The sequence below is a fragment of the Chelativorans xinjiangensis genome, from assembly GCF_009812055.1.
Lineage (GTDB): Bacteria > Pseudomonadota > Alphaproteobacteria > Rhizobiales > Rhizobiaceae > Chelativorans > Chelativorans xinjiangense.
The window spans coordinates 40,205-65,504 of sequence record NZ_WQNH01000015.1; the positions used below are offsets into that span (position 1 = coordinate 40,205).

Here is a 25,300-nt window from a genome sequence, read left to right on the forward strand (position 1 = left end):
CTCCGCCTGGAAGCACCGGCGCCGGGGAACCGCAAGCAAGCATGGATGCGGTCCGCCCGGCGCCTGACATTTGGCCGCCACTGGACTTGAATAGCCGCTGAACGGCTTCAACCGGTTTCAGGCAAGGTCGAAGCGGTCAGCGTTCATCACCTTGGTCCAGGCCGCAACGAAGTCTCGCACGAACTTCTGCTGCGCGTCGTCCTGAGCATAGACTTCCGCCAGCGCCCGAAGCTGGGAGTTCGAACCGAAGACGAGATCGACACGGGTGCCGGTCCACTTCAGTTCGCCAGTCTTGCGATCACGGCCTTCGAACTCTTCCTCATCTTCCGAAACAGCCTTCCATTCCGTGCCCATGTCGAGCAGGTTGACGAAGAAGTCGTTGGTCAGCGTCTCCGGCCGCTTGGTGAAGACACCATGCCTGGACTGACCATGGTTCGCCCCCAGGACGCGCAGGCCGCCGACGAGAACCGTCATCTCCGGTGCGGTCAGCGTCAGAAGCTGCGCCTTGTCGATCAGCAACTCTTCGGCTGGGATGGTGAACCTGGTCTTCAGGTAGTTGCGGAACCCGTCCGCGACCGGCTCAAGCGCATTGTAGGAGTCTATATCGGTCTCTTCCTGGCTCGCGTCCATACGGCCCGGCGCAAAGGGAACTTCGATATCCTGCCCAGCGGCCTTCGCCGCCTTTTCGATGCCGGCGGAGCCGGCCAGCACGATCAGGTCGGCAAGCGAGACCTTCTTGCCGCCGATCTGCGCGGAATTGAAGTCCTTCTGGATGCCTTCGAGCACGGCAAGGACCTTCGCCAGCTGTTCCGGCTGGTTGACTTCCCAATCCTTTGCAGGGGCGAGCCTGATACGTGCGCCGTTTGCGCCGCCGCGATTGTCGGAGCCGCGGAAGGTGGCCGCCGAGGCCCACGCGATGGAGACGAGCTCGGAGACGATGAGACCGGTTTCAAGGATCCTGGCCTTGAGATCAGCGACGTCCGCGGCATCGATCAACTCATGGTCGACAGCCGGAATCGGATCCTGCCAGATCAGATCTTCAGACGGGACCTCGGGGCCGAGATAGCGAACCTTGGGGCCCATGTCGCGGTGGGTCAGCTTGAACCAGGCGCGGGCGAAGGCATCGGCGAACTCGTCCGGGTTTTCGTAGAAGCGCCGCGAAATCGGACTGTAGATCGGGTCGAAGCGCAGGGAGAGGTCCGTGGTCAGCATGGTCGGCTTGCGGCGTTTGGACGGATCATGCGCATAGGGGATCGATTCGGGAGCATCCTTCGCCACCCACTGCTTCGCGCCGGCTGGGCTCTCCGTCAGCTCCCATTCGAAACCGAAGAGGTTCTCGAAGAAGTTGTTGCTCCACTTCGTCGGCGTCGTGGTCCAGGTGACTTCCGGGCCGCCGCCGATCGTGTCATCGCCCTTGCCGCTGCCAAAGCTGCTCTTCCAGCCGAGCCCTTGCTCTGCGAGGCCGGCGGCTTCCGGATCGGGTCCGACAAGGGAAGCATCGCCAGCGCCATGGGTCTTGCCGAAAGTGTGACCGCCGGCGATGAGCGCGACGGTTTCCTCGTCGTTCATGGCCATTCGGGCAAACGTCTCGCGGATGTCCTTGGCGGCAAGGAGCGGATCCGGATTACCGTTCGGCCCCTCCGGGTTCACATAGATCAGCCCCATCTGCACGGCGGCGAGCGGATTTTCCAGTTCGCGGTCACCGCTGTAGCGCTTGTCGTCAAGCCAAACGTCCTCGACCCCCCAATAGATATCTTCCTCCGGTTCCCAAACGTCCGCGCGGCCACCGGCGAAACCAAAGGTCTTGAAGCCCATGGATTCCAGAGCGACGTTGCCTGCAAGGATCATGAGGTCGGCCCAGGAGATCCGGTTGCCGTATTTCTGCTTGATCGGCCAGAGCAGCCGGCGCGCCTTGTCGAGGTTCACATTGTCCGGCCAGGCGTTTAGCGGCGCAAAGCGCTGCTGCCCCGTGCCGCCGCCGCCGCGGCCGTCGCCAGTGCGGTAGGTGCCCGCGCTGTGCCATGCCATGCGGATGAGCAGCGGCCCATAGTGCCCGAAGTCGGCGGGCCACCACTCTTGGCTATCGGTCATCAGCGCGTGAATATCCGTCTTCAGGGCTTCCAGGTCGAGCTTCTTGAACTCCTCGGTATAGTTGAACGCCTCGCCCATGGGATCGGACAGGGAGGAGTTCTGATGGAGAATCTTGAGGTTCAACTGGTTCGGCCACCAGTCACGATTCGACCGCATACCCACATTCGTGGCTCCGTGCGCGACCGGGCACATACCCTTTTTCTCTACCTTAGCGTCCATTTTTCTCTCCGATCGTGGCTACGTTGATTTCGTGGCTGCGTTGTTTGAACTGGTCCGAGGACAAAGACTGCCTACAGCATGATGACGAGGCGCCAGAGTGGAACGTCCCTATTGTCGAGGTCTTCCCGGCGGATGGCGGTCCTGAAACAAGATCGAGCCGGATGCGCCCATGTCCTGAATGGTCTGAACATCGGCGATCTGCGCCGCCGGATGGCGCTGCGTGAGACTGTCGTGACATTGAGTATCTTAACTCCCTATTCGAGATCGTACCAAAGCCGCTTCATTAATTTAAGTTGGATTTGCTGATCGCAACGATAAGCTGACATTATGACAAACCTGACAACGCCGACAAAACTGCCGCTGATCGGCCTCGACCGCACGCTGAATCCAAAGTTTTGCGCGGGCCGCATGGCAGCGTTATATCGTCGGCCATGCGCCACGTCGTTTCGAGCCTAATCGCCGATCTGATTAAGCTGCTCCCGAAAAACGAGCGGGAACTTCTTAGGCGCCTGTGCGAAGCCGTCGAAGAAGGCGGCGAACCGGCGATGACGGTGTCAAACAGGGAGCGCACTTCAGCGGCAAGGCTGGCCTCCAGGCTCCCCAGCACGCTTCGCTACCAGGCGAGCGGACGCGAACTCCGTCTTGTCTCCGCGGACGTTTCGAACCTCTTGCGCGTCGCGGCGGGCGGCAGCGCGGCCATAGCTTTGAACAGGCCTGCGGCTGACCCCGTCGCCAAGATCCGTGCGGCGCAGGATAGCGGTGATTTCGAGCGCGCCATCTCCCTCTTCAGAGAAAGCGGCGGCGTCTATTTCATTCACTATCACGGCAACGATGCTTGCCTCGACGTGCTGAACCGCTTCCCGCAGGAGGTCGTGGATACCGAGGAGGTGCTTACCTTGGCGCTTTCCATGCACGCGCTGAAGGCTGGCAACATCCCTCGGGCGCGCTTCCTTATGGTGCAGCGATACGGCAGCGACATGCTGAACCTGGAGACTGTGATACGCCGGCCCGGCCGCTATTCGCTGGCCGTGCGCGAATTCCGCTTCGTCATGGCGATCTACGAGGACCACGTCGTCTCGAACGAGTTGCGCGAACTGCTGTTTGATATGCTGGCGGAATTCCCGATCGACGAGCATTTGCATCGCGGCGGCTTCTACAACTCCATGCTCGCAGTCTGCCTGCAACGGCAGGAGTTGGACGAGGCGGAAGAGATTGCCAAGCGCGCGCACCATCACTATCGCGAGGCGGGAGCGCATCTGCTCGTCTTCTACATCGAACTTCACCGGGTCGTCTTTTCGCTCCGGCGCGGCATGCTGGGCGAGGCCGAACGCTGGTCATCCCAGGCCCGTGCAGCGCTCGACCATGTGCGCTTCGACACCCCGGCCGACAGGAGGCTGCTCAACCTGCTCGACGCCGTCGTCGCGTACGAGAGGGGCGAGCCGGAGAACCTGGTCCGCTTCGTCGCCGAGGAGTTCGACAAGTTCGCTTATGGCGAGATCTGGCCGACCGTGGTCGAACTGGCGCTGGTCTATTGCAGCCAGGTGGTGAGCCACCAGGTCGGACTTGGCGCAGCGCTCAGCTTCTTGGATAAATGGCGCGTGCAGGAATGGCGCTCGCGACGCTTCAACCTCGCCATCACCATGCGCGAGGTCGACATACTGCAGACGGCCAACCGCTGGCAGTCGGCGTCCGACCGGCTTGTGGCCGTGCAGTCGCGCATCAATCTCACATGGGTGGAAAGCGCGGAAGAGGCGCTGTCGCGACTCGTCGATCCGATCGAGATCGAACTGACGATGGCGTGGCTGCGCCATCTGATCCAGCACCTGCCGCGGCGGCCGATCCTGCGCGACCAGGTCGGGGCGCTGCTGCGCAACGAAAACATAGGCGAGCGCGAGCGCGGCAGGCTACGCCTTTGGGCGGCCTATCTCGCTCGGATGCATCGCGATGTCACACGGGCGCGCCATCTGTTTTCGGAACTACTGGAAGACATCGCGCGGATCGGCATCATCACGCATCTGCTTGGCGACATCGCGCTGGTCGATGCGCTGCTGGACGACAAGCGCATTGCCGCCCACGTGTTCTCCTCCGCCGAAAGGCGCGCCACAGTGCGCAAGCTGCACGCTTTCACGCAACGCCGCGAAACCGAGCGCACGCCCCTCACCCGGCAGGAACTGCGCGTGCTGCGGCTCGTGGCGGAAGGCGCCACCAACAAGTTCGTCGCGCGCCAGCTCCGGCTGTCGGAGGTGACGGTGAAGTTTCACCTGACCAACATCTACCGAAAGATGGGTTGCCGGAAGCGTGGAGAAGCGGCGGCGGGCGCGCGTTCGCTCGGCTGGCTTTGAGAAAACCTATACCGGAATTGGTGAAACCTAGACTTCTGACGCATTGAAGCGCGGGGCCGGCCGCTCCCAAGATATGCTGACGAAAGATCGCGCCCATCGAAGGCGCGGCGCATCGGGGAATCGGCGTCGGATGCAGGAGAACTACCTCTATACGTTCACCAAGCGGATCGTCGGCTTTGTCGGCGTCTTGTTCGTCCTGTCGCTGATGATCTTCGTCCTTGCCCGTGTCGTACCGGGCGACCCTGCGCGGATCGCGCTTGGCCCCAGCGCCTCGCAGGAACAGGTCGGCGCGATGCGTCAGGCGATGGGGCTCGACCGCCCGCTGATGGAGCAGTACGCGACCTATGTCTGGAACGCGTTGCATGGCGACCTCGGACGCTCACTGATCTCAGGCCGGCCGGTCACCACAGAGATCGCGGCGCTGCTTCCCGCCACGCTGGAACTGGTCATCGTGACTGTCATCATGATGGCCGCTATCGCCATTCCGCTCGGCGTGACTACCGCACGCTACCGCAACACCTGGATCGACAATACGGGGCGCTTCTTCTCGATCGTCGGCGTCACCATGCCGAGTTTTCTTTTTGCGATCCTGCTCCAGCTCTTCGCCGCCTACTTCCTGACCGACTGGCCCATTATCGGCCGGATCGACCACACGCTTGCGCCGCCGACCGGCCCGACTGGCCTGCTGCTCGTCGATTCGCTGGCACACGGCCGCTTCGACGTCTTCGTAGACGCCTTCCAGCGCATCCTCTTCCCGGCGCTGGCGCTGGCGATGTCGGGCATCGGCCAGATCACACGCATCACCCGCTCGGCGATGATCGAGAACCAGCGCCGCGACCACGTGCTGACGCTGCAATCCTTTGGGGTGCCGGATCGGGTGATCGTCTTCCGCTACCTCCTGAAGCTCTCCTCGATCGCACCGCTCACCATCATGGGCCTCGAATTCGCGTCTCTAATCGGCAACGCCTTCGTGGTCGAGCTGGTATTTTCCTGGGGCGGCTTTGCTTCCTACGGCCTCTCGGCGATCCTCCAGAAGGACCTGAACGCGGTGATGGGCGTGGTGCTCTTGTCCGGGCTGTTCTTCATCGTCGCCAACATCCTGATCGATATCATCCTTCTCGTGCTCGACCCGCGCCTGCGGCTGAAGGAGGCGCGCTGATGGTGGTCAAAGCCACGCACGAGGCGGATGCGCTGACGCCGCGCTACATGGCCTGGTACCGCTTCACGCGGAACCCGACCGCAATCATCGGCGCGCTGATGGTGCTTTCGGTGGTGGCCCTTGCCGTCTTCGCGCCGCTGTTTGCGCCCTATCCCGAACATGCGGGCGCCGCCGTCAATTTCCGTGCCCGTCACGCCGCCCCCGACCTTACCTACTGGCTAGGCACCGACAAGGTCGGCCGCGACATCTTCACCCGCGTCATCTACGGCTTCCGGATTTCGCTCCTGCTCGTCGTCGGCGTGCTGGCCGTTGCCGTCCCGCTCGGCGCCGCGCTCGGCCTGCTCGCCGGCTATTTCGGCGGCTGGACCGAGCGGCTGATCACCGGGCTGACCAACGTCATGCTGGCGATCCCTCCGTTGGTGATGGCGCTCGCCGTCGGCAACGTGCTGGAACCCAACCTCGTCAACGCGATGATCGCCATCACGCTCTTGTGGTGGACCTGGCACGCCCGCCTCGTCTACCGGGTCTCGAAGTCTGTCGCCGCGGAAGACTTCGTCGAGGCATCGAGGCTCGCCGGCGCCAGCCACTGGCACGTGCTGACGCGCGAGATCCTGCCCAACTGCATCTCAGTCATCTCGGTCAAGACGACCCTGGACGCCGCCTTCGTCATCCTGTTCGGCGCGACCCTCTCCTTCCTCGGTCTCGGCGTGAAGCCGCCCACGCCGGATCTCGGCTCGATGGTGGCGGACGGACGGCAGTTCCTGCCTGAGATGTGGTGGGGCGTTCTCGCGCCCGGATTCGCGATCTTCTACGCCACGCTCGGCTTCAACCTGCTGGGTGACGGCCTGCGCGACATGTTCGACGTGGAGGTCTAGCCGTGAGCGACCTCCTCAGCATCACCGGCCTCAATGTCGCCTTCCTCACCTACGGGCGGCGCCACCACGTGCTCAAGGACGTGGCGTTGTCCATCCCGCAAGGCGGTCGTGTCGCACTGATCGGCGAGACGGGCTCGGGCAAGTCTGTGACGAGCAAGGCGATCCTCGGCACGCTACCGCGCAGCGCCGACGTGGAGAGCGGCGAGATCCGCTTCAGGGGCGAGGACGTGCTCGCGATGCCGCGCGCGCACCGCGACCGCCTGAAAGGCACCGCCTTTTCGGTCATCATGCAGGACCCCCTGTCCTCGTTCAATCCGGTGTTCCGGATCGGCCGGCATCTCAACGACGTGATGTATTACGCCGATCGGCGGCTCGGTCGGCAGAGCACCGCCGCAGAGCGGCGCGAGCGCATCTTCGAGGTGTTGCGCAGAGTTCAGCTCGACGATCCACGGCGCATCGTGGAAGCCTATCCGCCACAGCTTTCCGGCGGGATGCGCCAGCGCGTCCTGATCGCGCTCTCGCTCCTGCACCAGCCCGACCTTTTGATCGCCGACGAGCCGGGCACCGCGCTGGACGTAACGACGCAAGACGAGATCATGAAGCTGATCAACAGGCTGGTCTCCGACAGCGGCCTGTCGCTGCTGATGATCACGCACAATCTGGGCGTGGTGCGCCAGATGGCTGACGACGTGTATGTGATGCGGCACGGCGAGATCGTGGAGCACGGGGCCCTCGGCGAGATCTTCTCCAGGCCTCGGCAGGCATATACGCGCCAGCTCATCCACGCGATCCCGCCGCTCTACGGCGACAAGGTGGCGGACCAGAAGCCCGCCGAGGCCGATCCCATCGTCGAGATGCGCGGCGTCACCAAGATTTTCGAGCAGAAGCGGCTGTTCAGCAAGGGGTCGCGGCATGTGGCGGTCGCGGACGTTTCGCTATCGGTGCGACGAGGCGAGGTGTTCGGGCTGGCCGGCGAATCCGGCTCGGGCAAGACCACCGTGGCGCGAATGATCATCGGGCTGATCGGTGCCACCGAGGGCGCCATCGCCGTCGACGGCAAACCGGTGGAAGACGAGCGCGGCAGCGATCCCTTCCGCCGCAAGATCCAGATCGTCTACCAGAATCCGGGAACCTCGCTGAACCCGAAGCGCACGGTCGGGCAGACGCTGCGCGTGCCGCTCGCCTTCGCCGGCATGCGAGGCAAGGCACGCGATGAGAGGATCGTCGAGTTGCTGCGGCAGGTAGACCTGCCGGCGAACTATGTCGGCAAATATCCGCACGAACTGTCCGGCGGCCAGAAGCAGCGGGTCGCTATCGCGCGGGCGCTGGCGGCCGGACCCGAGATCATCGTTCTCGACGAACCGACCTCTGCGCTCGACGTCTCGGTGCAGCAGAACGTGATCGCGCTCCTGACCAGGCTGCGCGAGGAACTCGGCCTCACCTATCTCTTCATCTCGCACGACCTGTCGCTGATGCGGAACTTCTGCAGCCGCATCGCCATCATGCTGCGCGGCGAAATTGTCGAAGCCGGCGAGCCGCGCGAGGTCTTCGAGAACCCGCAGCACCCCTATACCCGCGCCCTGATCGCCGCCGTGCCGGTGATCAGCGACGAGGAGGAAGCCCGCAAACCCCGCGTGAGCGACGAGGAGCGCAGGCGCTATCTCGTCGACACCGCGGCCTGAGACCCGACCAGAAAGGCAGGACCAGAGCAATGTATCGTCTAGGGATCGATGTCGGCGGCACCAACACCGACGCGGTGATCATGCAGGGTCGCAACGTGCTATCCGGCGTGAAGGCAGCCACCACGGAGGATGTCACCTCCGGCGTGCTGGAGGCGATGGAGGCGGCAATCGCGAAGGCGGGGGTCGACCGTGCCAAGATCACACGCGTGATGATCGGTACGACGCACTTCACCAATGCCGTCATCGAGCGCCGGCATATCAATCCGGTGGCGGCGATCCGGCTCGGCCTGCCGGCGACGGCCTGCCTGCCGCCGATGGTGGACTGGCCGGAGGACCTGTGCGAAGCGGTCGGCGGCCTCGGCTACCTCGTGCACGGCGGCTACGAATTCGATGGCCGGGAACTCGCGCCGCTCGACCTCGACGAGATCGACCGCATTGCCGACGACATCACCGCCAAGCGCATAGAGGCGGCCGCCATTACCTCGGTATTCGGCCCGATCAACGCCAAGATGGAAGAGGCGGCGCGCGAGCGGCTGCTCAAGAAGTGCCCGGATGTGGCCGTCGTCCTTTCGAGTGAGATCGGCCGCATCGGACTTCTCGAGCGCGAGAGCGCGGCGATCATGAACGCCAGCCTGCTGAAGCTCAGCGCGCGTACTGTCGATGCTTTCGCCAGCGCGCTGCGCTCGGCCGGGCTGAATTGCCCGTTCTTCATCACCCAGAACGACGGCACGCTGATGGGGGCCGAAGTCGTGAAGCGCTTCCCGGTGCTGACCTTCGCCTCGGGCCCAACCAACTCCATGCGCGGTGCGGCCTTCCTGACCGGCGTGCGCGACGGCATCGTTGTCGATATCGGCGGCACGACCACCGACATCGGCTCGCTCCAGCACGGATTTCCGCGCCAGGCAGCGACCGTGGTGGATATTGGCGGCGTGCGCACCAACTTCCGCATGCCGGACGTCTTCTCGATCGGCCTCGGCGGAGGCTCGCTGGTCCGCCGAAAAGGTGGCGCCACCACGGTCGGACCGCAATCGGTCGGCTATCGCATCACGAATGAGGCACTGGTCTTCGGCGGCGACACGCTGACGGCGACGGACATTGCCGTGGCGCGTGGCGAGGCTGCGGTCGGCGACGCCTCGAAGGTCGCCGGCCTCGACCGCGATCTTCTCGATTCCGCACGCAACGAGATGACCCGCATGCTGGAGCGCGCGATCGAGCGCACCCGCCTATCGCCGGAGCCGATCCCGGTGATTGCGGTCGGCGGCGGTTCGATCCTGATGCCCGACCGCATCGGCGATCTCTCGGTGATCCGTCCGGAGAACTTCGCCGTCGCCAACGCGGTTGGCGCGGCGATCGCCCAGATCAGCGGCGAGGTCGATCGCATCTTCTCCCTAGAGAAAGGGCTGACGCGCGAGATCTGCCTGAAGCAGGCCGAGGATGAGGCCCGCGAGAAGGCGATCCGCTCGGGCGCCGACGCCGCCACGGTCGAGACGATCGAGCGCGAGGACGTGCCGCTCGCCTACCTACCTGGCAATGCGACCCGCATCCACGTCAAGGTCGTCGGAGAGATGGGCGGCTATGATGCTTGATGGCGGACAGGGAAGATGGCGCCTCGACGAGGAAATGGTCGAGGCGCTGGAGATCGGCTCCGGCATTCTGGGCACGGGTGGCGGCGGAAATCCCTACATCGGCAAGCTCAGGGTGCGGCAGGCACTGCGCGAAGGCCATGTGATGGAGATCCTCCCGCTCCAGAGCGTACCGGACGACGCGCGCGTGGTGGCAATGGGCGGCATCGGTGCGCCGCTGGTTTCGCATGAGCGCATCAAGGAGGGCCGCGAGGGCCTGCGCTGCGTGCGCGCGCTAGAGGAGCGGCTCGGCATAAAGGTCGACGCGATCGCCTGTGAGGAGATCGGCGGCCAGAACTCGATGGAACCGCTGATCGCGGCGGCGATGGCGGGTCTGCCGGTCGTCGACTGCGACGGCATGGGACGCGCCTTCCCCGAGATGCAGATGACGAGTTACGCCATCTACGGCCACCGTTCGACGCCGAGCGTGATGTGCGACCCGCACGGCAACGTCGTAATCTTCGACCACGCGATCTCGGAACTCTGGCACGAGCGCATGGCGCGCGCCTGCGTCGTCGCCCAAGGCGGTGCCTCGACGCTGGCCAGCGCGCCAATGTCGGGCGAGTTCATCAAGCGCTTCGCGATCCCGCACTCTTACTCCAAGGCAATCTCGCTCGGGAATGCGGTGCTTGAGGCGCGTCGTGCGCATCACGATCCGGTCGAGGCGATCTGCGAGAGCGAGGACGGAAGGGTCGTCTTCCGGGGCAAGATCACCGACCTGAAGCGGCATCTCGCAGGCGGCTTCGTGCGCGGCGAGGCGATCATCAAGGGGTTCGACGCTTACGACGGCGACGAGGCCTCGGTCCACATCCAGAACGAGTTTCTGATCTTCTCGCGCAACGGCGAGGTCGAGGTGATCGTGCCCGACCTGATCGTGATCCTTGACGCAGACAGCGGCGAGGCGATCTCGACCGAGATGTTGCGCTACGGACAGCGCGTGGCGGTGCTGGCGATTCCCTGCCACCCGCTGCTACGCAGCCCGGAGGCGCTGGAGGTCGTGGGGCCCAAAGGCTTCGGCTTCGACGATCTCGTTTTCCAACCCATGAGCACCGGCAGCGAGGGAGGGGCGGCATGACGTCATTCACCGTAGCGGCGGACGATATGGACGCCATTGCACTCGGCGGGGCCTTCCTCGGCACGGGGGGCGGCGGCGATCCGTACATTGGCAAGCTGATGGCCAAGCAGGTGATCGCGCAGCATGGACCGGTCACGGTCATTCCGGCCGACGATCTGGCCGATGACGCGCTGTGCATCCCCGTCTGCATGATGGGCGCTCCCACGGTCATGGTCGAAAAGCTGCCCAACGGGCATGAGGCGCGCGAGGCGCTGGCCCAGCTAGAGATCTTTCTCGGCCGCAAGGCCGACGCACTGATCTGCATCGAAGCCGGCGGGCTGAACTCCACCATTCCGTACGCGGTGGCGGCCGCCACCGGCCTGCCGCTGATCGATGGCGACGGCATGGGCCGCGCCTTTCCCGAACTGCAGATGGTGACGCTGACCATCCACGGCATTTCAGCCACGCCGATGGTGCTGGCGGACGATAAGGGCAACAGTTCGGTGATCAACGCCATCTCCAACCGCTGGACGGAGCGGCTCGCCCGCTGCCAGACCGTCGAGATGGGCGGTGCGGCGCTGGTCGCACTCTATCCGATGAGTGGAGCGGAGGTGAAGCGCGGGATTCTGCACGGCTCCATGTCGCTGATAAAGGAGATCGGCGAGATCATGGCCGCGGAACGCAAGGCGAGCCGCAATCCCGCGGAGGCCCTGGTGAAGCGGCTGGACGGCAAGCGGCTCTTCACCGGCCGTGTGGTCGACATCGACCGCCGCACCGTCGGCGGTTTCGCGCGCGGCAAGGCGGTCTTCAAGGGCATGGACGGGAACGAGGGGCGGACCTTCGCGGTCGAGTTCCAGAACGAGTTCCTGATCTGCCGCGACGAGGCGGACGAACTGCTGGCGGTGACGCCGGACCTGATTTGCGCGCTCGACGCCGACGGAGGCCTGCCCGTGACCACCGAACAGCTTCGCTACGGGCTGGCCGTCACCATGATCGGCCTTGCCTGCGATCCTCAGTGGGTGACACCCGAGGGGCTTGAACTCGTTGGGCCCCGCTACTTCGGCTACGAGCACGACTACGTGCCGCTGCGCCAGATGTCCCGCTGAGCCAAATGTCCCGCTGAGAAGGACGTGAAACCGTGCTGGAACCAGAGAAGAGGAACCTAAAATGAAAATAATCAAACATGCACTCGCCGCGGCCGCGCTGGCCGCGACCACCGCGTTGACAGCCCCGGCCATCGCCCAGGACAAGCTTTCGCTCGTGGTCAACGTCGTCCAGATCTTCGGCACCGTCGATCCGGCAAAGGTGACCGACTATACCGAGTATATGGCCGCGGTGAACCTCTATGACGGCCTCACCACCGTCACCAGCGAGGGCGAGGTTGTGCCGCAGCTTGCCGAAAGCTGGGAGGTTTCCGACGACAGCCAGACCTATACCTTCAAGCTCAAGGAAGGCGCGACATTCCAGGACGGCAGTCCGGTTGAAGCCAAGGACGTGGTCTACACCATGCAGCGCCTGCTCGCGCTCAACGAGGGCCCTGCCTATCTTTTCTCCGATCTTGTCCAGCCGGACAACATCAAGGCGATCGACGACAGCACGATCGAGATCAAGATCGATCGCGTCTATGCGCCCTTCATCTCGATCACGCCGCTGATCCTGGTGGTCAACTCCGACGTCGTCTCGGCCAAGGACGGCGAATGGGGCGAGGACTTCCTCGCTGAGAACAGCGCTGGCGCGGGCCCCTACAACTTGTCCGGCTGGACGCGCGGCGCCGAAATGATCCTGCAGCGGTACGACGGCTACCACGCCGGCTGGCCGAACGAGCGCCCGATCGACGAGCTTCGCTTTGTCGTGACGCGCGACGAGGCGACGGTGCGCGCGCTCGCGCAGCGCGGCGAACTCGGCATGTCGTCGCAGTATCAGAGCAGCGAGACCTACGAGGCGATCGAGAAGCTCGACAACTACAAGCTGATCGAGGCCTCGACGGCGACCGGCTTCTACCTCAAGGTCAACAACCAGCTCGCGCCGACCGACGACGTCCACATCCGCCGCGCCCTCGCCTATGCGATGGACTACGCGACGATCCGCGAGGTGATCTATCCGGGCGGCGAGATGAAGGGCGTCCTGTCGCCGCTCTTCGCGGAAGCCCATCTCGACGACCTGCCTTCGCCGGAATTCAGCCTTGAGAAGGCGTCCGAGGAGGTCGCAAAGTCGAAATATGCAGGCCAACAGCCGATCCGGATCAGCCACGCCTACGTCGCCAATACGCCGTTCGAGGAAGAGATCGGCCTGCTGTTCAAGTCGACGCTGGAATCGATTGGTTTCGCCGTCGACCTCCAGCCGGAACCTTGGAACCGCATCACCGAGCTTGCCACGTCGATCGAGACGACCCCGCACACCTCCCAGGTCTTCTACGGCCCGACCTATCCGTCACCCGACTCGGTGTTCTTCGTGCAGTACCACTCGCGTGCCGCCGGCACCTGGTCCTCGATGTCGTGGGTCAAGGATCCCGAGATCGACTCGCTCATCGACAAGTCGCGCGAGACGGTCGACGAGGCCGAGCGCAACAAGCTCTACAAGGATATCCAGGCACACATGCACGAGACGATGGCCGAGATCCCGCTGCTGTCGCAGCTCAAGCGCATGGCCGCCCATTCCTGCCTGCAGGGCTATGCGGAAGTGCCTATGCAGAGCTGGGACTACGACTTCTCGCGCATGTGGTGGAAGTGCGAGGGGTAGCTGGAGAAGATCAGCCGGGAGTCGGCGTCGACAGTGATCGTCGGCGCCGACAGGCGTTCCTTCAGCTACAGCCGCCCAACACTTCCCGGGTCGCTCTAAACCGTCGTTTTGCCTTCGATTCCGGCTTGCTTCGGTTTCCTAATGGCCATGAAGTAGATGAACACGGCCAGCAGGGCGAGGAAGAACAAGCTATCGGGACTGGTCAGGAAAACTATCGGATTGCCGTCGCTCAGGGACAGCGAGCGGCGCAGATATTGTTCGAGATCCGGCCCCAGAATGAAGCCCAGCAGAAGCGAGACGGTCGGATAGTTCTGCTGGCGCAGGAAGAAGGCCAGGATGCCGAAGAGCAGCGCCAGGGCCATCTGGAAGATCGAGAAGGTCGCAACATAGCTGCCGACCAGCGCGACCACGGCGATGCAGGCGTATAACAGCCCCTTGGGGATCGACACGATCCGTACGAACCATGGGCCGAGCAGGAACAGCGTCAGAGGTATGAGCACCAGCGCGCTGACGAAGAGCGAGGCGAACATGGGCGCGATGAGATCCGTCTGCGTTTCCAGCAGGCGCGGTCCCGGCTGCAGGCCGTTGATGACAAGCACACCCAGGACGATGGCCGTTGTGGGGTCACCAGGAATGCCGAACATGAGCATCGGCACAAAGGCGCCGCCGCACATGGAATTGTTGGCGGTTTCGGCCGCGGCGATGCCCTCGCGACTGCCGTTGCCATAGGTGTCGGGGCGCCTCGAGCGGCGCTTGGCGTCGGCATAGGCTACGAAGGCCGCCATGGAGCCGCCGACGCCCGGCAGGATGCCGATACCGTATCCCAGCAGCGTGCTTTTCAGATAGGTTATAATCCCGATCTCGCGGATCTGCGCGAAGGAGGGCAGGAAGTCGCGCCGGCGGATGGTTGCCGATGCCGCCTGCGAAAGGGAAATCCGCAGATCGCCGTGGTTCTGGTGCGCCTGGTAGAGCACTTCGCTGATGGCGAAGGTGCCGATGATGATGGGCATCATATCGATGCCTTCCACAAGCATCTCGGTGCCGAAATTGAAACGCGGGATGGGCTGCATCACATCGATGCCGATCGTCGCGATCATGACGCCGAGCATGGTGGCGATCAGCCCCTTGGCGATGGCGTCGCGCTGGACGATGACGATGACCACGAGAGCGAATAGGACCAGCGAGAACTTGCCGGGGGTCTGGATCAGCAGCGACGCCTTGGCCGCAAGCGGCATCAGGGCCATGAGCAGAAGCGCGCCCAAACTGCCGCCGATCATCGAGCCGAGGGCGGCATGGCCGAGCGCATTGGCGCCCTCTCCCTTTTTCATCAGCGCGTAACCCTCGATGGCCGTCATCATCGATGACGGCGCGCCGGGAATGTTGATCGTCGTCGCGGTGATGCTGCCGGCATACATACCCGACATGAAGATGGCAGCGCACATGACCAGCGCCGGCACCACATCCATGCTGTAGGTGATCGGCAGAAGCAGCGCGATCGCCAGGACAGAGGTCAGCCCGGGAACCGCGCCGAAGAAAGTGCCGATGACGAAGCCGAGCACCATGTAGGCCAGGACGTCCGGGCGGGCGAGCGTGGCGAAGCCCTGCGAGAGTTCGAGAAAGAAATCCATCAGATGATATCCAGAAGGGTCGGCAACCTGATCCCGAACACGAGCGCGAACAGCCCATAGAAGACGGCCGTCACCGCGATCGCGTAGAGCAGCCTGCGCAGCGGCCGGCCCTGCTGATAGTGGAAGATGTGAAACAGCGCGTAGACATAGAGGAGTGTCGCAAGGCTGTAGCCGAAAGGTTTGAAGAGGGCGATATAGGCGGCGGTCGCCAATACGACCGCCACAGGTTGCCAGAAGGCCCCCTTTCCACTCTCCTCATCCGAAGCCAGTTCGCGCCGAATGACATAAACAAGTGCTGCATACATGAGCAAGGCTGCCAGCAGCGGCAGGAAGCGCGGCCCCACCAGCCCCTCGCTGAATTGCGGCGTGATCCGGAATGTCGCCACAACGTAGATCGTCGTCAGAACAAGTAGGAACAGCGGCAAGAGAAGCCGCTTCCTCCAGCGCATTTCTCGCATTGCCATCGGCGGCCTCCCGACAAGCTCGGGCGCGGCCGCCGGCAGGTCTCATCCCGCCGGCGGCCGCATCCGGTCTATTTCTTGATGATGCCCTGCTCGACCAGCATGTCCATCTGGTCGAACAGCGTCTGGCTTGTCTCGTCGGCCCACTGCGTGACCTCGTCAGTGCCGAGCCAGTCTGGAGTGACACCGACGCTGGCGACCCAGGTCTGGAACTCGTCGCTTTCAAGCGCCTCCTTGTAGGCCTGTTCGATGGCATTGATCGCCTCGTCGGGCGTGCCGGCCGGCGCCGCCAGCACGATGAAGCTGCCGATGCGCAGATCGAGGCCCGCTTCCTTGGCGGTGGGCACCGTGTTGAAGGTCGGGTTCGTGGTCTCGGAAAATTCGAGGATGCCGCGCACGTCTCCACTTTCCAGAAGTGGCGCGAAATCGCCGAGGCTGGTCGCCACCACATCGACCTCGTCGTTGAGAATAGCCTCTTTTTGAGGAGCCGCGCCGCCTGGATAGGCGATGATCTTGAACTTGGTATCGGTCTCGTCCTGGAGCTGCAGGATCGCCAGATGCAGACGCGAGCCGATATTCTGGATCCCCACTTTCACCGAATCGGGGTTTTCCTTCACTGCGGCGAGGAGATCCTCGAAGGTGTCGTAAGGCGTGTCGGAATCGACGATGATCGCGTCCGGCTCGCTGGTGACACGGGCGATCAGCTTGAGCTTTTCCATATCGTAGCTGGGCAGCAGCCCCTGCCAGGGCACCGTCACCACGCTGTCATAGGTCAGTGCGCCAATCGTATAGCCGTCCGGGCGCGCGCTCATGACCTGCGATATGCCGGTGGCGCTGATGCCGCCCTCAATGTTCTCCACATACATCGATGTACCGAGGTTCTTTTCGGCAATCGAGGTGAGTTTGCGCACGATGCCGTCGGTGCCACCGCCCGCGCCCCATGGCACGATGACGCGGATGTCCTTTTCCGGATAGTCGGCCAACGCCGCCGAGGAAGTGAACGCGCCCATGGCGCCGGCGGCCAGCAGTGTCAGAAATCTCTTGTGCATTTTCTCTCTCCCTGAATTGCAGTTCGCAGTCATTGCACGCGCCGCAGCCATGCGAACGCGCCCTTCAGGCGGGCGATCCCTCGTGGCGGACCGCTCCCTTCCTCTCGCCGAGAGCCGAACGCTTCGGCGGCATACGACGGCGCCCGGCAAGCAGGTCGCCTGATCCGATGTGGCGCCAAGTCATATGATGACTTTGGAAAGTCGTCAAGATGACTCGCCGCCAGATGTCATTTTCAAGCAGCGGGTCGGCGCGCGGCAGCGCCTGAGCAAGCCGTCGGGATGCAGGTGATCACCTCTCACGCCGCAAAAAGCGTCCTCCTTCCATCCTCCGCAGTTCGCTTAATCTCCTTGGTCCGCACGTCCCCCGCCGGCAAGCCAGGGAGATCCGTGCGACCATGGGTCGGACAACCCCCGCGCCGGATTTCGCGTCAGGTTGGCGGGAGCCAAGTGGTACGATAAAACACACATTCATATGATAAGCTGACACTCCGACATGGCTTTCATGCTTGGAAAAACGGCACCGGCTTCAGGATCTGATTCTTTTGGCTGACGAGATAGCCGGCCTCCGCGCTCATCTCGAGATAGCGCTTCCAGGCGGGGTCTGTCTGGAGGGCGGCGCGTCGGGCCTCGCGGTCGGCAGCATCCTCATAGACCCAGATGTGGACATAGCTGTTGACGTCGCCGGTCTCGACCGCGGCATAGACAACCGGCTTGCCCAGATGCTTCGACTGGATCGCCCAGCCATTGGCCTCGTATAGCGCCAAGTGCTTTCTGATCGTGCCTGGGCGGCAGATGTAGGTGCGGTGGTCGAGTATCATGCTTCGGTCTCTTGTGTTGCTGGATGGGACGACGTGAAGAAGATGCAAGCGTCGCAGCAAAGATGCGCCACGCTGTAGACGAACATTATGAAGCCCGAGAGCGGGATGGACGCGTAGAGGAAGGCCACGGGGATGTTCAGGATCGGCGTGAGAGCGCGGCTACGCAGCGTCAGATCAAGCCCGGTCCAGACCATCAGCCCGAGAAAGGCAAGCGACAGGAGGCCGAGCAGCACCCGCAGAGCTTCGCGCCGCACCCCCTCCCCCAGAGCTGTTTCCAGCCAGTCGACGCGAAAATGCTTCTTCTCGCGCCAGAGTGCAGCGGCGCCGATGAAGACCATCCAGGCGAACAACGCCTCGACAACTTCATTGAACCAGGGCAGCGACCACAGGACGAGCGTCCGCGAGACCACATTGACGAAAAGCACGATGAAAAGGGCCGCCAGGCAGAAGCCGGCAACGGCGCGCAGAGCAAGACCCACCGCATGGTCGATCGCTGTCAGGACGCTTCTCATCTCACGGCCCCATCAACAGTGTCGGCAGCCAGATGGAGGCCGCCGGCAGCCAGGCGACGATGACGAGGACCACGACGAGGCCGGCGAAATAGGGCAGCAGCGCACGGCTTAGCCGCCCGACCGTCAGACCGCTGATGCTGGAGACAGCGAACAACACCATGCCGACCGGCGGTGTCAGCAGGCCGAACATCGAGCACATGATCATGACAACACCGAACTGGACCGGGTCGATGCCGTATTGCTGCACGACCGGCAGGAACAGCGGGACGCACAGCACGATGACGGCGATGCCCTCCAGGAACATGCCGAGCACCAGCAGGATCAGGATGACGATGCCCATGATGACGGCGGGGCTGTCCGACAGGCCGAGCATCGCCGAAATGAGCTGGTTGGGGATGCGCTGGTGGATCAGGAGCCAGCCAAAGAAGCCAGCGGCGGCGATAACGAACATTACCCGCACCGTGTGCACAAGCGTGTCCCAGAGCACGGCGGGCAGGTGTGCCCAGGTGATCTCGCGATAGACGAACATGGAGATCGCCAGCGCGTAGGCGGAGGCGACCACGCCGGCTTCCGTCGGCGTGAAGATGCCGCCGAAAATGCCGCCGATGATGATGACCGGCGTGAACAGCGACAGCGCCGAATCGGCGAAGCTGACCGCGATTTCGCGCAGCGAGGCCCGCGGTTCGCGCGGCATGCGGGTGAGAACGGAGACCAGATAGACCGAGGCCATCAGGGCGACGGCCATGAGCAGCCCGGGAACGACGCCAGCCAGAAAGAGCTTCGTGACGGAGACGCCGGTGATCGACGAATAGAGCACGAAGGGAATGGACGGCGGGAAGACCGGCCCGATGGTCGACGAGGCAGCGGTGATGGCGGCGGAGAATTCCGGGTCGTAGCCGCGGTCGGTCATGGCCTTGAACTCCACCTGGCCGAGACCGGCGGCATCGGCCACCGCTGCCCCCGACATGCCGGAAAAGATCAGGCTCGCCAGCACATTCACCTGACCGAGACCGCCGCGGATATGGCCGACGCAGGCATTGGCGAAGCGGAAGATGCGGCGGGTGATGCCGCCCGTGTTCATCAGGTTTCCCGCCAGGATGAAGAAGGGAATGGCAAGCAGCGTGAAGGCGGTGGTAGCTGAAAACATGCGCTGCGGCAGCATCGACAGAACTGCGAAATCGCCGGAGACGATGTAGAAGCCCGCAGCCACCGCGCCGAGGGCGACCGCAACCGGTACGCCGAGGAAGATGAGCGCAAGCAGACACAGGAGGATGACGAGGGCAAGCATGAAGCGGGTCCCGTTGGCCGGGAGGAAGGGCTCCTTCCTCCCGGCCCGTTGTTATTTCTGGAGGAAACCGAGGAAGGTTTTCATGTTTTCCTCGCCCGCATATTCGGCCACACGCTCACGCGCGGGGCCCATAAGCGCCGCGAATGCCGAAAGATCGGGCCGTGTCACCTTCATACCCGCCGCCTCGAGCGCGGCGATCTCCTCCTGTTCCTGTTCCTCCACCAGCTTGCGCATCAGGGCGCCGGCGGCGGTGCTTTCCTCGCGGATGATGGTCTGCTGTTCCGGCGTCAGCCTGTCCCAGGAAGCCTTGGAAATCACATGCACCATGCTGTTGTAGACATGGCGGGTTAGCGCCAGGTGCTCCTGGAGTTCGTTGAGCTTGAAGTGATAGATCACGCCGATCGGGTTTTCCTGGCCGTCGACCACGCCCTGGTTGAGCGCGTTGGGCAACTCGGGAAAGGCGATCTGCGCCGTGCTCGCGCCAAGCCCCTCGACGGCGGCGACGATTTGCAGTTCCGGCGGCGTGCGCAGCTTCAGCCCCTTCACGTCGTCGGGCGCATTGATCGGGCGGACGCCGTTGGTGATGTTGCGGAAGCCGTATTCCCAGTGGCTGAGCATCACGAGCCCGTCTTCCTCCAGCCTGGGTGCCGCCCATTCCGTGAACGGGCCGTCGAGCACCTGATGGGCATGCTCGTAGTCGCGGAACGCGAAAGGCGTCATCACGGTCGCGAAGGCCTTTTCGTATTTGTCGAGCCCGCCATGGGTCGGCAGGTTCATATCGACGACGCCAAGAACGGTCTGTTCGAGCTGTTCGGGCGGCGAACCAAGCTCGTTGGCAGGATAGAGCTCGACCTCGACCGCCCCACTCGTGCGCTCGGCGACACGCTCGGCAAACTGCTTCGCGGCGATGTGACCCGGATGGGTCTCGGCCGCGAAATGCGCCAGCTTGAGCGTCACCTCGGCGGCGTGCGCCGCCAGCGGCGACATCATGGATATGGCGCCAATCGCAGCCAGTGCAGTCCGTCTTCCAAGCATGGTATCCTCCCTGTTATGCTTGTTGGGTCAGGCTTTTGGATCGGGCAGTTTCGCCTCGACCCCCGTCAGTTGCTCATAGGCCTTGATCACCGCCGTGCAGCTTTCGCCGGCATGTCCCATGATCGAGGCGAGCGCGTAGGTCTGGTGAACCGATTCCGCCATGAAGCCGGGCAGCCCCGCTTCCTCCAGCCAATGCGCGTAGTAGCGGATGTCCTTCTGAGCGTTGGCGAGCGACATGTGGGGCGTGAAATCGCGCCTGAGCGTCATCTCACCGTAGAGGTCCATCATGCCGGACTTGCCGCCGGCGGCGGAGATGATGGAAATCACCTTGCTCATATCGAGCCCCTCGCGGGCGGCGAGCGCAAACCCCTCGCACCAAGAGGCGACGTTGGCGAAGGCAATGTAGTTGTGGATCAGCTTGAGGCGGATGGCGTGGCCGGCCGGGCCGACATGGAAGATGTTTTCGGCGTAACAGTCAAAGACCGGCCGCAGCCGCTCCAGAAGCTCGGCCTCGCCGCCGAACAGGACGTTGACCTCGCCGCGATCGGCATGGGTGGGGGTGCGCGTCATCGGCGCCTCGGCGTAGGCGATGCCACGCGCCGCGCATTCGCCGCGCATCAGATCGACATGCTGCGGAGAGACCGTCGTGTGATCCAGGAAGATCGACCCTTCGCGCATCGCATCGAGAACGCTGCCCGGCCTTAGCGCCATCTCGCGTACGGCTTCCGCGGTGGTGATGCAGACGGCAAAGACATCCACCTCGGCGGCGATGACCGCCACGTCGTCGCAGGAACGAGCCCCCTGCCCGACAGCGCCTGCAACGGCGCTTGCGTCGATGTCATGCACCGTCACAGTTATGCCGCGCTTGAGCAGATTCTTGACGAGACCGCGGCCCATCCCTCCCAGACCGACAAATCCCACATGCGGCGAAGCAAGCTCCCGCATCGTTCCTCCCCATGGCTTGCAATGCGATTTCGCGGCAAGACAATCATAAAACAGATTGTCAGACAACTGTTTTATCGCTATCCCCTAGTACGAGTGATTGTCCGGTGGCCGGAGACCGGGTAACCAGGACGGCACGACAAGCCGGACGCGAACCAGGCAGAAAAGAGGTCCCGTGCAGCATCCAGAGCTATTCCCGAAGATCGACCGCCCGCGCCGACTGCCCGACGAGATCGCCAAGAACATTTCCTCGGCGATCGAGGCAGGCCAATTGAAGCCGGGAGACAGGCTGCCGACCGAGCAATCTCTCTCGGGCCAGTTCGGCGTCGCACGCACAGTGGTGCGGGAGGCGATCTCGCTTCTAAAATATGACGGCGTCATTCAGGCTCGCCAGGGCGTCGGCGCCTTCGTCACCGAGGCCCGGCAGCGCAGCGCCTTCCGCATCAGCCCCGCGTGTTTCGAAAAGCGCAAGCAGCTCGTACAGCTGCTGCAACTGCGGACCGGCGTGCAGGCCGACGCCTCCGCCCTTGCTGCCACGGCGCGCACCGTCGGCCAGCTCGCCAGCATCGAGAGCTTTCTGCAGGAGATGGTTTCGGCCGTCGCCCAGGGCGACGACGCCGTCGAACGGCGTATCGACGCCGAATTCGCCTTCTACCGCGCCATCACCGAGGCTTCCGGCAACGATTACTATGTCGAATTCATCGGCATGATCGAGGCGAAGATTCTCGAGAATCTGCGTTCAGTGGCGATCAAGAACGCCAAGGCGACGGAGTGGGGAACGGCTGTGCTCGCCGAGCATCAGGCCGTCGTCGAGGCGATCCGTGCCGGCGATACGGAAGCTGCCAGGAAGACCACCCGCGACCATTTTGAACGCGCGGCGCAACGGCTTGCTGACCGCGCCGACATTGCGGATGTGTGAGACCATGCTGAAACAGACCGACGCCCGCGGCGGCCTGCGTCACGGCGGCAAAATTCTTGTCGATCAGCTGAAGATACAGGGCGTGGAGCGCGTCTATTCCGTTCCTGGCGAGAGTTTCCTTGCCGCGCTCGACGGCCTCTACGAGAGTGGCATCGACACCATTGTCTGCCGGCAGGAAGGCGGCGCTGCGATGATGGCCGAAGCCCATGGCAAGCTGACCGGACAGCCGGGCATCGCCTTCGTGACGCGTGGTCCCGGCGCCACCAACGCATCGGCCGGCGTCCACGTCGCCTATCAGGATTCGACGCCGATGATCCTCTTCGTCGGTCAGGTGGCGCGCCACCAGCGCGACCGCGAGGCCTTTCAGGAGCTGGACTACCGGCAGATGTTCGGGCCACTCGCCAAATGGGTGGCGGAGATCGAGCTCACCGAGCGTATTCCAGAATATGTCAGCCACGCCTTTCATGTGGCGATGTCCGGTCGGCCGGGGCCTGTGGTGCTTGCCCTGCCGGAGGACATGCTGTCGGCGTATGCCGAGGTCGCCGATGCGCCGAGAGCCGCAGTCCCCCGCATGGAGGTCTCGCCGGAAGCAGTTGACGAGATTCTCACCTCATTGAAGAAGGCATCGCGCCCGCTCGCCATTGTCGGCGGCGGCGGCTGGTCGGCGGAGACAGCCCGCGACCTTGCCCGCTTTGCCGAAGCCCACGACCTGCCGGTCGGCGCCTCCTTCCGCTGCCAGGATTATCTGGACAACCGGCATCCCTGCTATGTCGGTGACATCGGCATCGGCGTCAATCCGAAGCTGGCCCAAAGGGTGCGCGAGGCGGATCTCCTGCTGGTGCTGGGCGCGCGGCTCGGTGAGATGACGACGAGCGGCTACACGCTGGTGGACATCCCGCAGCCCGCGCAGGACCTTATCCACATCTATCCCGATCCCGACGAACTCGGCCGCGTCTACCGCCCGAGCCTTGGCATCGCGGCCCGACCGGCCGCGCTTTTGAGGAAGCTCGCCGCCGCACCTCTCCCCGCCCCTTCAGCCTCGAGCAGTTGGCGCCGCGAGGCCCGTGCCGACTACGAAACATGGCGCCAGCCTGCCGAAACGCCCGGTGCGCTGAAGATGGAAAACGTGATCCGGCATCTTTCCGAGATATTGTCTGACGACGCCATCCTCACCAACGGCGCCGGCAACTACTCGGCCTGGCTGCACCGCTATTTTTCCTACAAGAGCTGGCGGACGCAGCTTGCCCCGACCTCGGGCTCGATGGGTTACGGCCTGCCGGCCGCCGTCGCCGCCAAGCTCACCCATCCCGAGCGGGACATCGTCTGCCTCGCCGGTGACGGCTGCTTCCAGATGTCGATGCAGGAGTTCGGCACCGCCTGCCAGTACGGCGCCAACATCATCGTCCTGGTCTCCAACAACGGCATGTATGGCACGATCAGGATGCATCAGGAGCGGCACTATCCCGGACGTGTTTCGGGTACGGCCATCGTCAACCCGGATTTTGCCGCACTCGCACAATCCTATGGCGCCTACGGCGAGACGGTATCGCGCGACGAGGATTTTCCCGCCGCCTTTTCCCGCGCCAGGGCTTCCGGACAACCGGCCATCCTGGAGCTCCAAATCGATCCAAAAGCACTGTCGCCAAGACTGGTCCTGTAGGAAAGATGCGTCGGTCCTGCCGGCCGGCGCGAATGAACAGCCGCATTCGTGCTTCGCTCGATCCGACAACAAATCGTTTGTGGAGCCCGCAGAGCGGCTGCTCCAGCGTTGCCGGGGCTCCGGAAGGATTTGCGCAGGCATATAAACAGCGGCTATAAAGTTGATAATTGAAGTCTTCTTTAGTAAGAAATCGCTCTAATCTCGATTGCGAAATCCTGTCCCGCCATGTTTCACCCACAGATGGAGTCCCGGATCCGCGGCGTCACCCTTCTGCGCGACGTGCGGGTCAAGGCTTGGCCCAGCCTTCTGACCGATGTGTCGGAGGTGATATGCGCGCGCGAAGCGGTCGGGGAGTATGTCTCTCGCGCACCACGCCTCTTCGTTCTTCTGGAGACGGCGGACGCCGGGTCCATCGACCTGATGTGCTCGCCCGGCGATGACCCGAAGGCGACGCTTAGTCCGGAAAGCCCGTTGTGCTTCGTTCCCGCCGGCATGCCAATCTGGTCGCGTCTGAACGGCGGTGGAAGGATCAAGCATCTTGACATCCACTTTGACCTTCAGTCGCTGCCGGAGCGCTTTCCCGACGCGATCCGCACGGCCTGGGACACACCTCGCCTGACCTTCCGCGATCCGCGCCTCTTGTCGCTCGCCCATGTCTTTGCGCAGGAATGCGACTTTGGGCAGACCGCCCATCCGAACTACGAACACAGCCTCGTCACGGCGCTCATGGCCGCCATGGACACCGGCGAAGCCCTCGATGGGCGGAGCGGCCGTCTGACCACGCATCAGCTACGGCGCGTGACGCGCTTCATCGAGGAGAATTGCGCGCGCAATATCAGACTGCAGGAGATGGCGGACCTGGCGGGCCTTTCTCCCTCCTATTTCTCACAGGCCTTCAAGGCGTCGACTGGTCTTCCGCCCCATCGCTTTCAACTGCGCAAGCGCGTGGAGTGCGCGAAGGCCATGCTGGTGGAGGGAGGCATTTCGCTGACGGATATCGCAGTCGATGTCGGCTTTTCCGATCAGGCGCATCTCACGCGCGTCTTCCAGCGCTTCACAGGCTCGACACCCGCCGCATGGCAGCGAGAACATCAGGCGTAGCCCCCGCCGAACATCGGCATTTCGTTCAATCGGGCGCAAGAACGTTCAATCTTGCCCGGGTGAACTTGAGCTAAATGCTCATCTTATCTAGCCGGGCCGCGTCG

At 63.6% G+C, this 25,300-nt stretch carries 20 protein-coding genes; 11 read left to right on the plus strand and 9 right to left on the minus strand.

From position 1 onward, the window contains the following. Positions 1-117 precede the first annotated feature (117 nt). Positions 118-2,310 (minus strand): catalase/peroxidase HPI, encoded by a 2,193-nt coding sequence (katG, locus tag GM910_RS12240; protein WP_159587834.1) that lies wholly within the window; start codon positions 2,308-2,310, stop codon positions 118-120. A 545-nt stretch (positions 2,311-2,855) separates the two neighbouring features. Between katG and GM910_RS12245 the strand changes: the two genes are divergently transcribed. From GM910_RS12245 to GM910_RS12280, 8 genes are all read left to right on the plus strand, one after another. Further along, entirely contained in the window at positions 2,856-4,652 is a 1,797-nt protein-coding gene (locus GM910_RS12245) for a helix-turn-helix transcriptional regulator (protein ID WP_159587835.1), read from the plus strand. A 130-nt stretch (positions 4,653-4,782) separates the two neighbouring features. Beyond that, positions 4,783-5,811 carry an ABC transporter permease gene (locus tag GM910_RS12250; protein ID WP_159587836.1) on the plus strand — a complete coding sequence of 343 codons (1,029 nt, stop codon included), beginning with the start codon at positions 4,783-4,785 and terminating at the stop codon, positions 5,809-5,811. Further along, positions 5,811-6,686 (plus strand): ABC transporter permease, encoded by an 876-nt coding sequence (locus tag GM910_RS12255; RefSeq protein WP_159587837.1) that lies wholly within the window; start codon positions 5,811-5,813, stop codon positions 6,684-6,686. The genes GM910_RS12250 and GM910_RS12255 overlap by 1 nt, the downstream gene beginning before the upstream one ends. Positions 6,687-6,688: 2 nt before the next feature. Beyond that, positions 6,689-8,368: a dipeptide ABC transporter ATP-binding protein gene (locus tag GM910_RS12260; protein ID WP_159587838.1), complete on the plus strand. Its 1,680-nt coding sequence runs from the start codon at positions 6,689-6,691 to the stop codon at positions 8,366-8,368. Positions 8,369-8,397: 29 nt separating this feature from the next. Next, positions 8,398-9,954: a hydantoinase/oxoprolinase N-terminal domain-containing protein gene (locus GM910_RS12265; protein ID WP_159587839.1), complete on the plus strand. Its 1,557-nt coding sequence runs from the start codon at positions 8,398-8,400 to the stop codon at positions 9,952-9,954. Continuing rightward, positions 9,947-11,065, plus strand: a complete 1,119-nt coding sequence (locus GM910_RS12270) for an S-methyl thiohydantoin desulfurase family protein (RefSeq protein WP_159587840.1) — start codon at positions 9,947-9,949, stop codon at positions 11,063-11,065. Before GM910_RS12265 ends, GM910_RS12270 begins: the two co-directional genes overlap by 8 nt. After that, positions 11,062-12,150: an S-methyl thiohydantoin desulfurase family protein gene (locus GM910_RS12275; protein ID WP_159587841.1), complete on the plus strand. Its 1,089-nt coding sequence runs from the start codon at positions 11,062-11,064 to the stop codon at positions 12,148-12,150. Before GM910_RS12270 ends, GM910_RS12275 begins: the two co-directional genes overlap by 4 nt. Before the next feature lie 61 nt (positions 12,151-12,211). Continuing rightward, a complete protein-coding gene (locus GM910_RS12280; RefSeq protein WP_159587842.1) occupies positions 12,212-13,783 on the plus strand; it encodes an ABC transporter substrate-binding protein in 1,572 nt (523 codons plus the stop codon). A gap of 95 nt (positions 13,784-13,878) precedes the next feature. On the opposite strand, the gene GM910_RS12285 is transcribed toward GM910_RS12280, so the two are convergent. The 8 genes from GM910_RS12285 to GM910_RS12320 all read right to left on the minus strand — a co-directional run bounded on the left by GM910_RS12285 (position 13,879) and on the right by GM910_RS12320 (position 21,519). Further along, entirely contained in the window at positions 13,879-15,411 is a 1,533-nt protein-coding gene (locus tag GM910_RS12285; protein ID WP_159587843.1) for a tripartite tricarboxylate transporter permease, read from the minus strand. Continuing rightward, positions 15,411-15,875, minus strand: a complete 465-nt coding sequence (locus GM910_RS12290) for a tripartite tricarboxylate transporter TctB family protein (RefSeq protein WP_159587844.1) — start codon at positions 15,873-15,875, stop codon at positions 15,411-15,413. The genes GM910_RS12285 and GM910_RS12290 overlap by 1 nt, the downstream gene beginning before the upstream one ends. A 68-nt stretch (positions 15,876-15,943) precedes the next feature. Beyond that, positions 15,944-16,921 (minus strand): Bug family tripartite tricarboxylate transporter substrate binding protein, encoded by a 978-nt coding sequence (locus GM910_RS12295; RefSeq protein ID WP_159587845.1) that lies wholly within the window; start codon positions 16,919-16,921, stop codon positions 15,944-15,946. 500 nt (positions 16,922-17,421) lie between these two features. Further along, positions 17,422-17,739, minus strand: a complete 318-nt coding sequence (locus GM910_RS12300; RefSeq protein WP_159587846.1) for an NIPSNAP family protein — start codon at positions 17,737-17,739, stop codon at positions 17,422-17,424. Beyond that, positions 17,736-18,251, minus strand: coding sequence for a TRAP transporter small permease (locus GM910_RS12305; protein WP_159587847.1), 516 nt, complete (start codon positions 18,249-18,251; stop codon positions 17,736-17,738). The genes GM910_RS12300 and GM910_RS12305 overlap by 4 nt, the downstream gene beginning before the upstream one ends. Before the next feature lies 1 nt (position 18,252). Then, positions 18,253-19,539 (minus strand): TRAP transporter large permease, encoded by a 1,287-nt coding sequence (locus GM910_RS12310; protein ID WP_159587848.1) that lies wholly within the window; start codon positions 19,537-19,539, stop codon positions 18,253-18,255. A 51-nt stretch (positions 19,540-19,590) separates the two neighbouring features. Beyond that, a complete protein-coding gene (locus GM910_RS12315) occupies positions 19,591-20,574 on the minus strand; it encodes a TRAP transporter substrate-binding protein (RefSeq protein ID WP_159587849.1) in 984 nt (327 codons plus the stop codon). Positions 20,575-20,601: 27 nt separating this feature from the next. Next, complete coding sequence (locus GM910_RS12320; protein WP_159587850.1) at positions 20,602-21,519, minus strand: NAD(P)-dependent oxidoreductase; 918 nt, start codon at positions 21,517-21,519, stop codon at positions 20,602-20,604. A 172-nt stretch (positions 21,520-21,691) separates the two neighbouring features. Between GM910_RS12320 and GM910_RS12325 the strand changes: the two genes are divergently transcribed. The 3 genes from GM910_RS12325 to GM910_RS12335 all read left to right on the plus strand — a co-directional run bounded on the left by GM910_RS12325 (position 21,692) and on the right by GM910_RS12335 (position 25,196). Continuing rightward, positions 21,692-22,435, plus strand: coding sequence for a FadR/GntR family transcriptional regulator (locus GM910_RS12325; protein ID WP_159587851.1), 744 nt, complete (start codon positions 21,692-21,694; stop codon positions 22,433-22,435). Positions 22,436-22,439: 4 nt separating this feature from the next. Continuing rightward, positions 22,440-24,095, plus strand: coding sequence for a thiamine pyrophosphate-binding protein (locus tag GM910_RS12330; RefSeq protein WP_159587852.1), 1,656 nt, complete (start codon positions 22,440-22,442; stop codon positions 24,093-24,095). A 240-nt stretch (positions 24,096-24,335) separates the two neighbouring features. Continuing rightward, positions 24,336-25,196, plus strand: a complete 861-nt coding sequence (locus tag GM910_RS12335) for a helix-turn-helix domain-containing protein (RefSeq protein WP_159587853.1) — start codon at positions 24,336-24,338, stop codon at positions 25,194-25,196. Positions 25,197-25,300 lie beyond the last annotated feature (104 nt).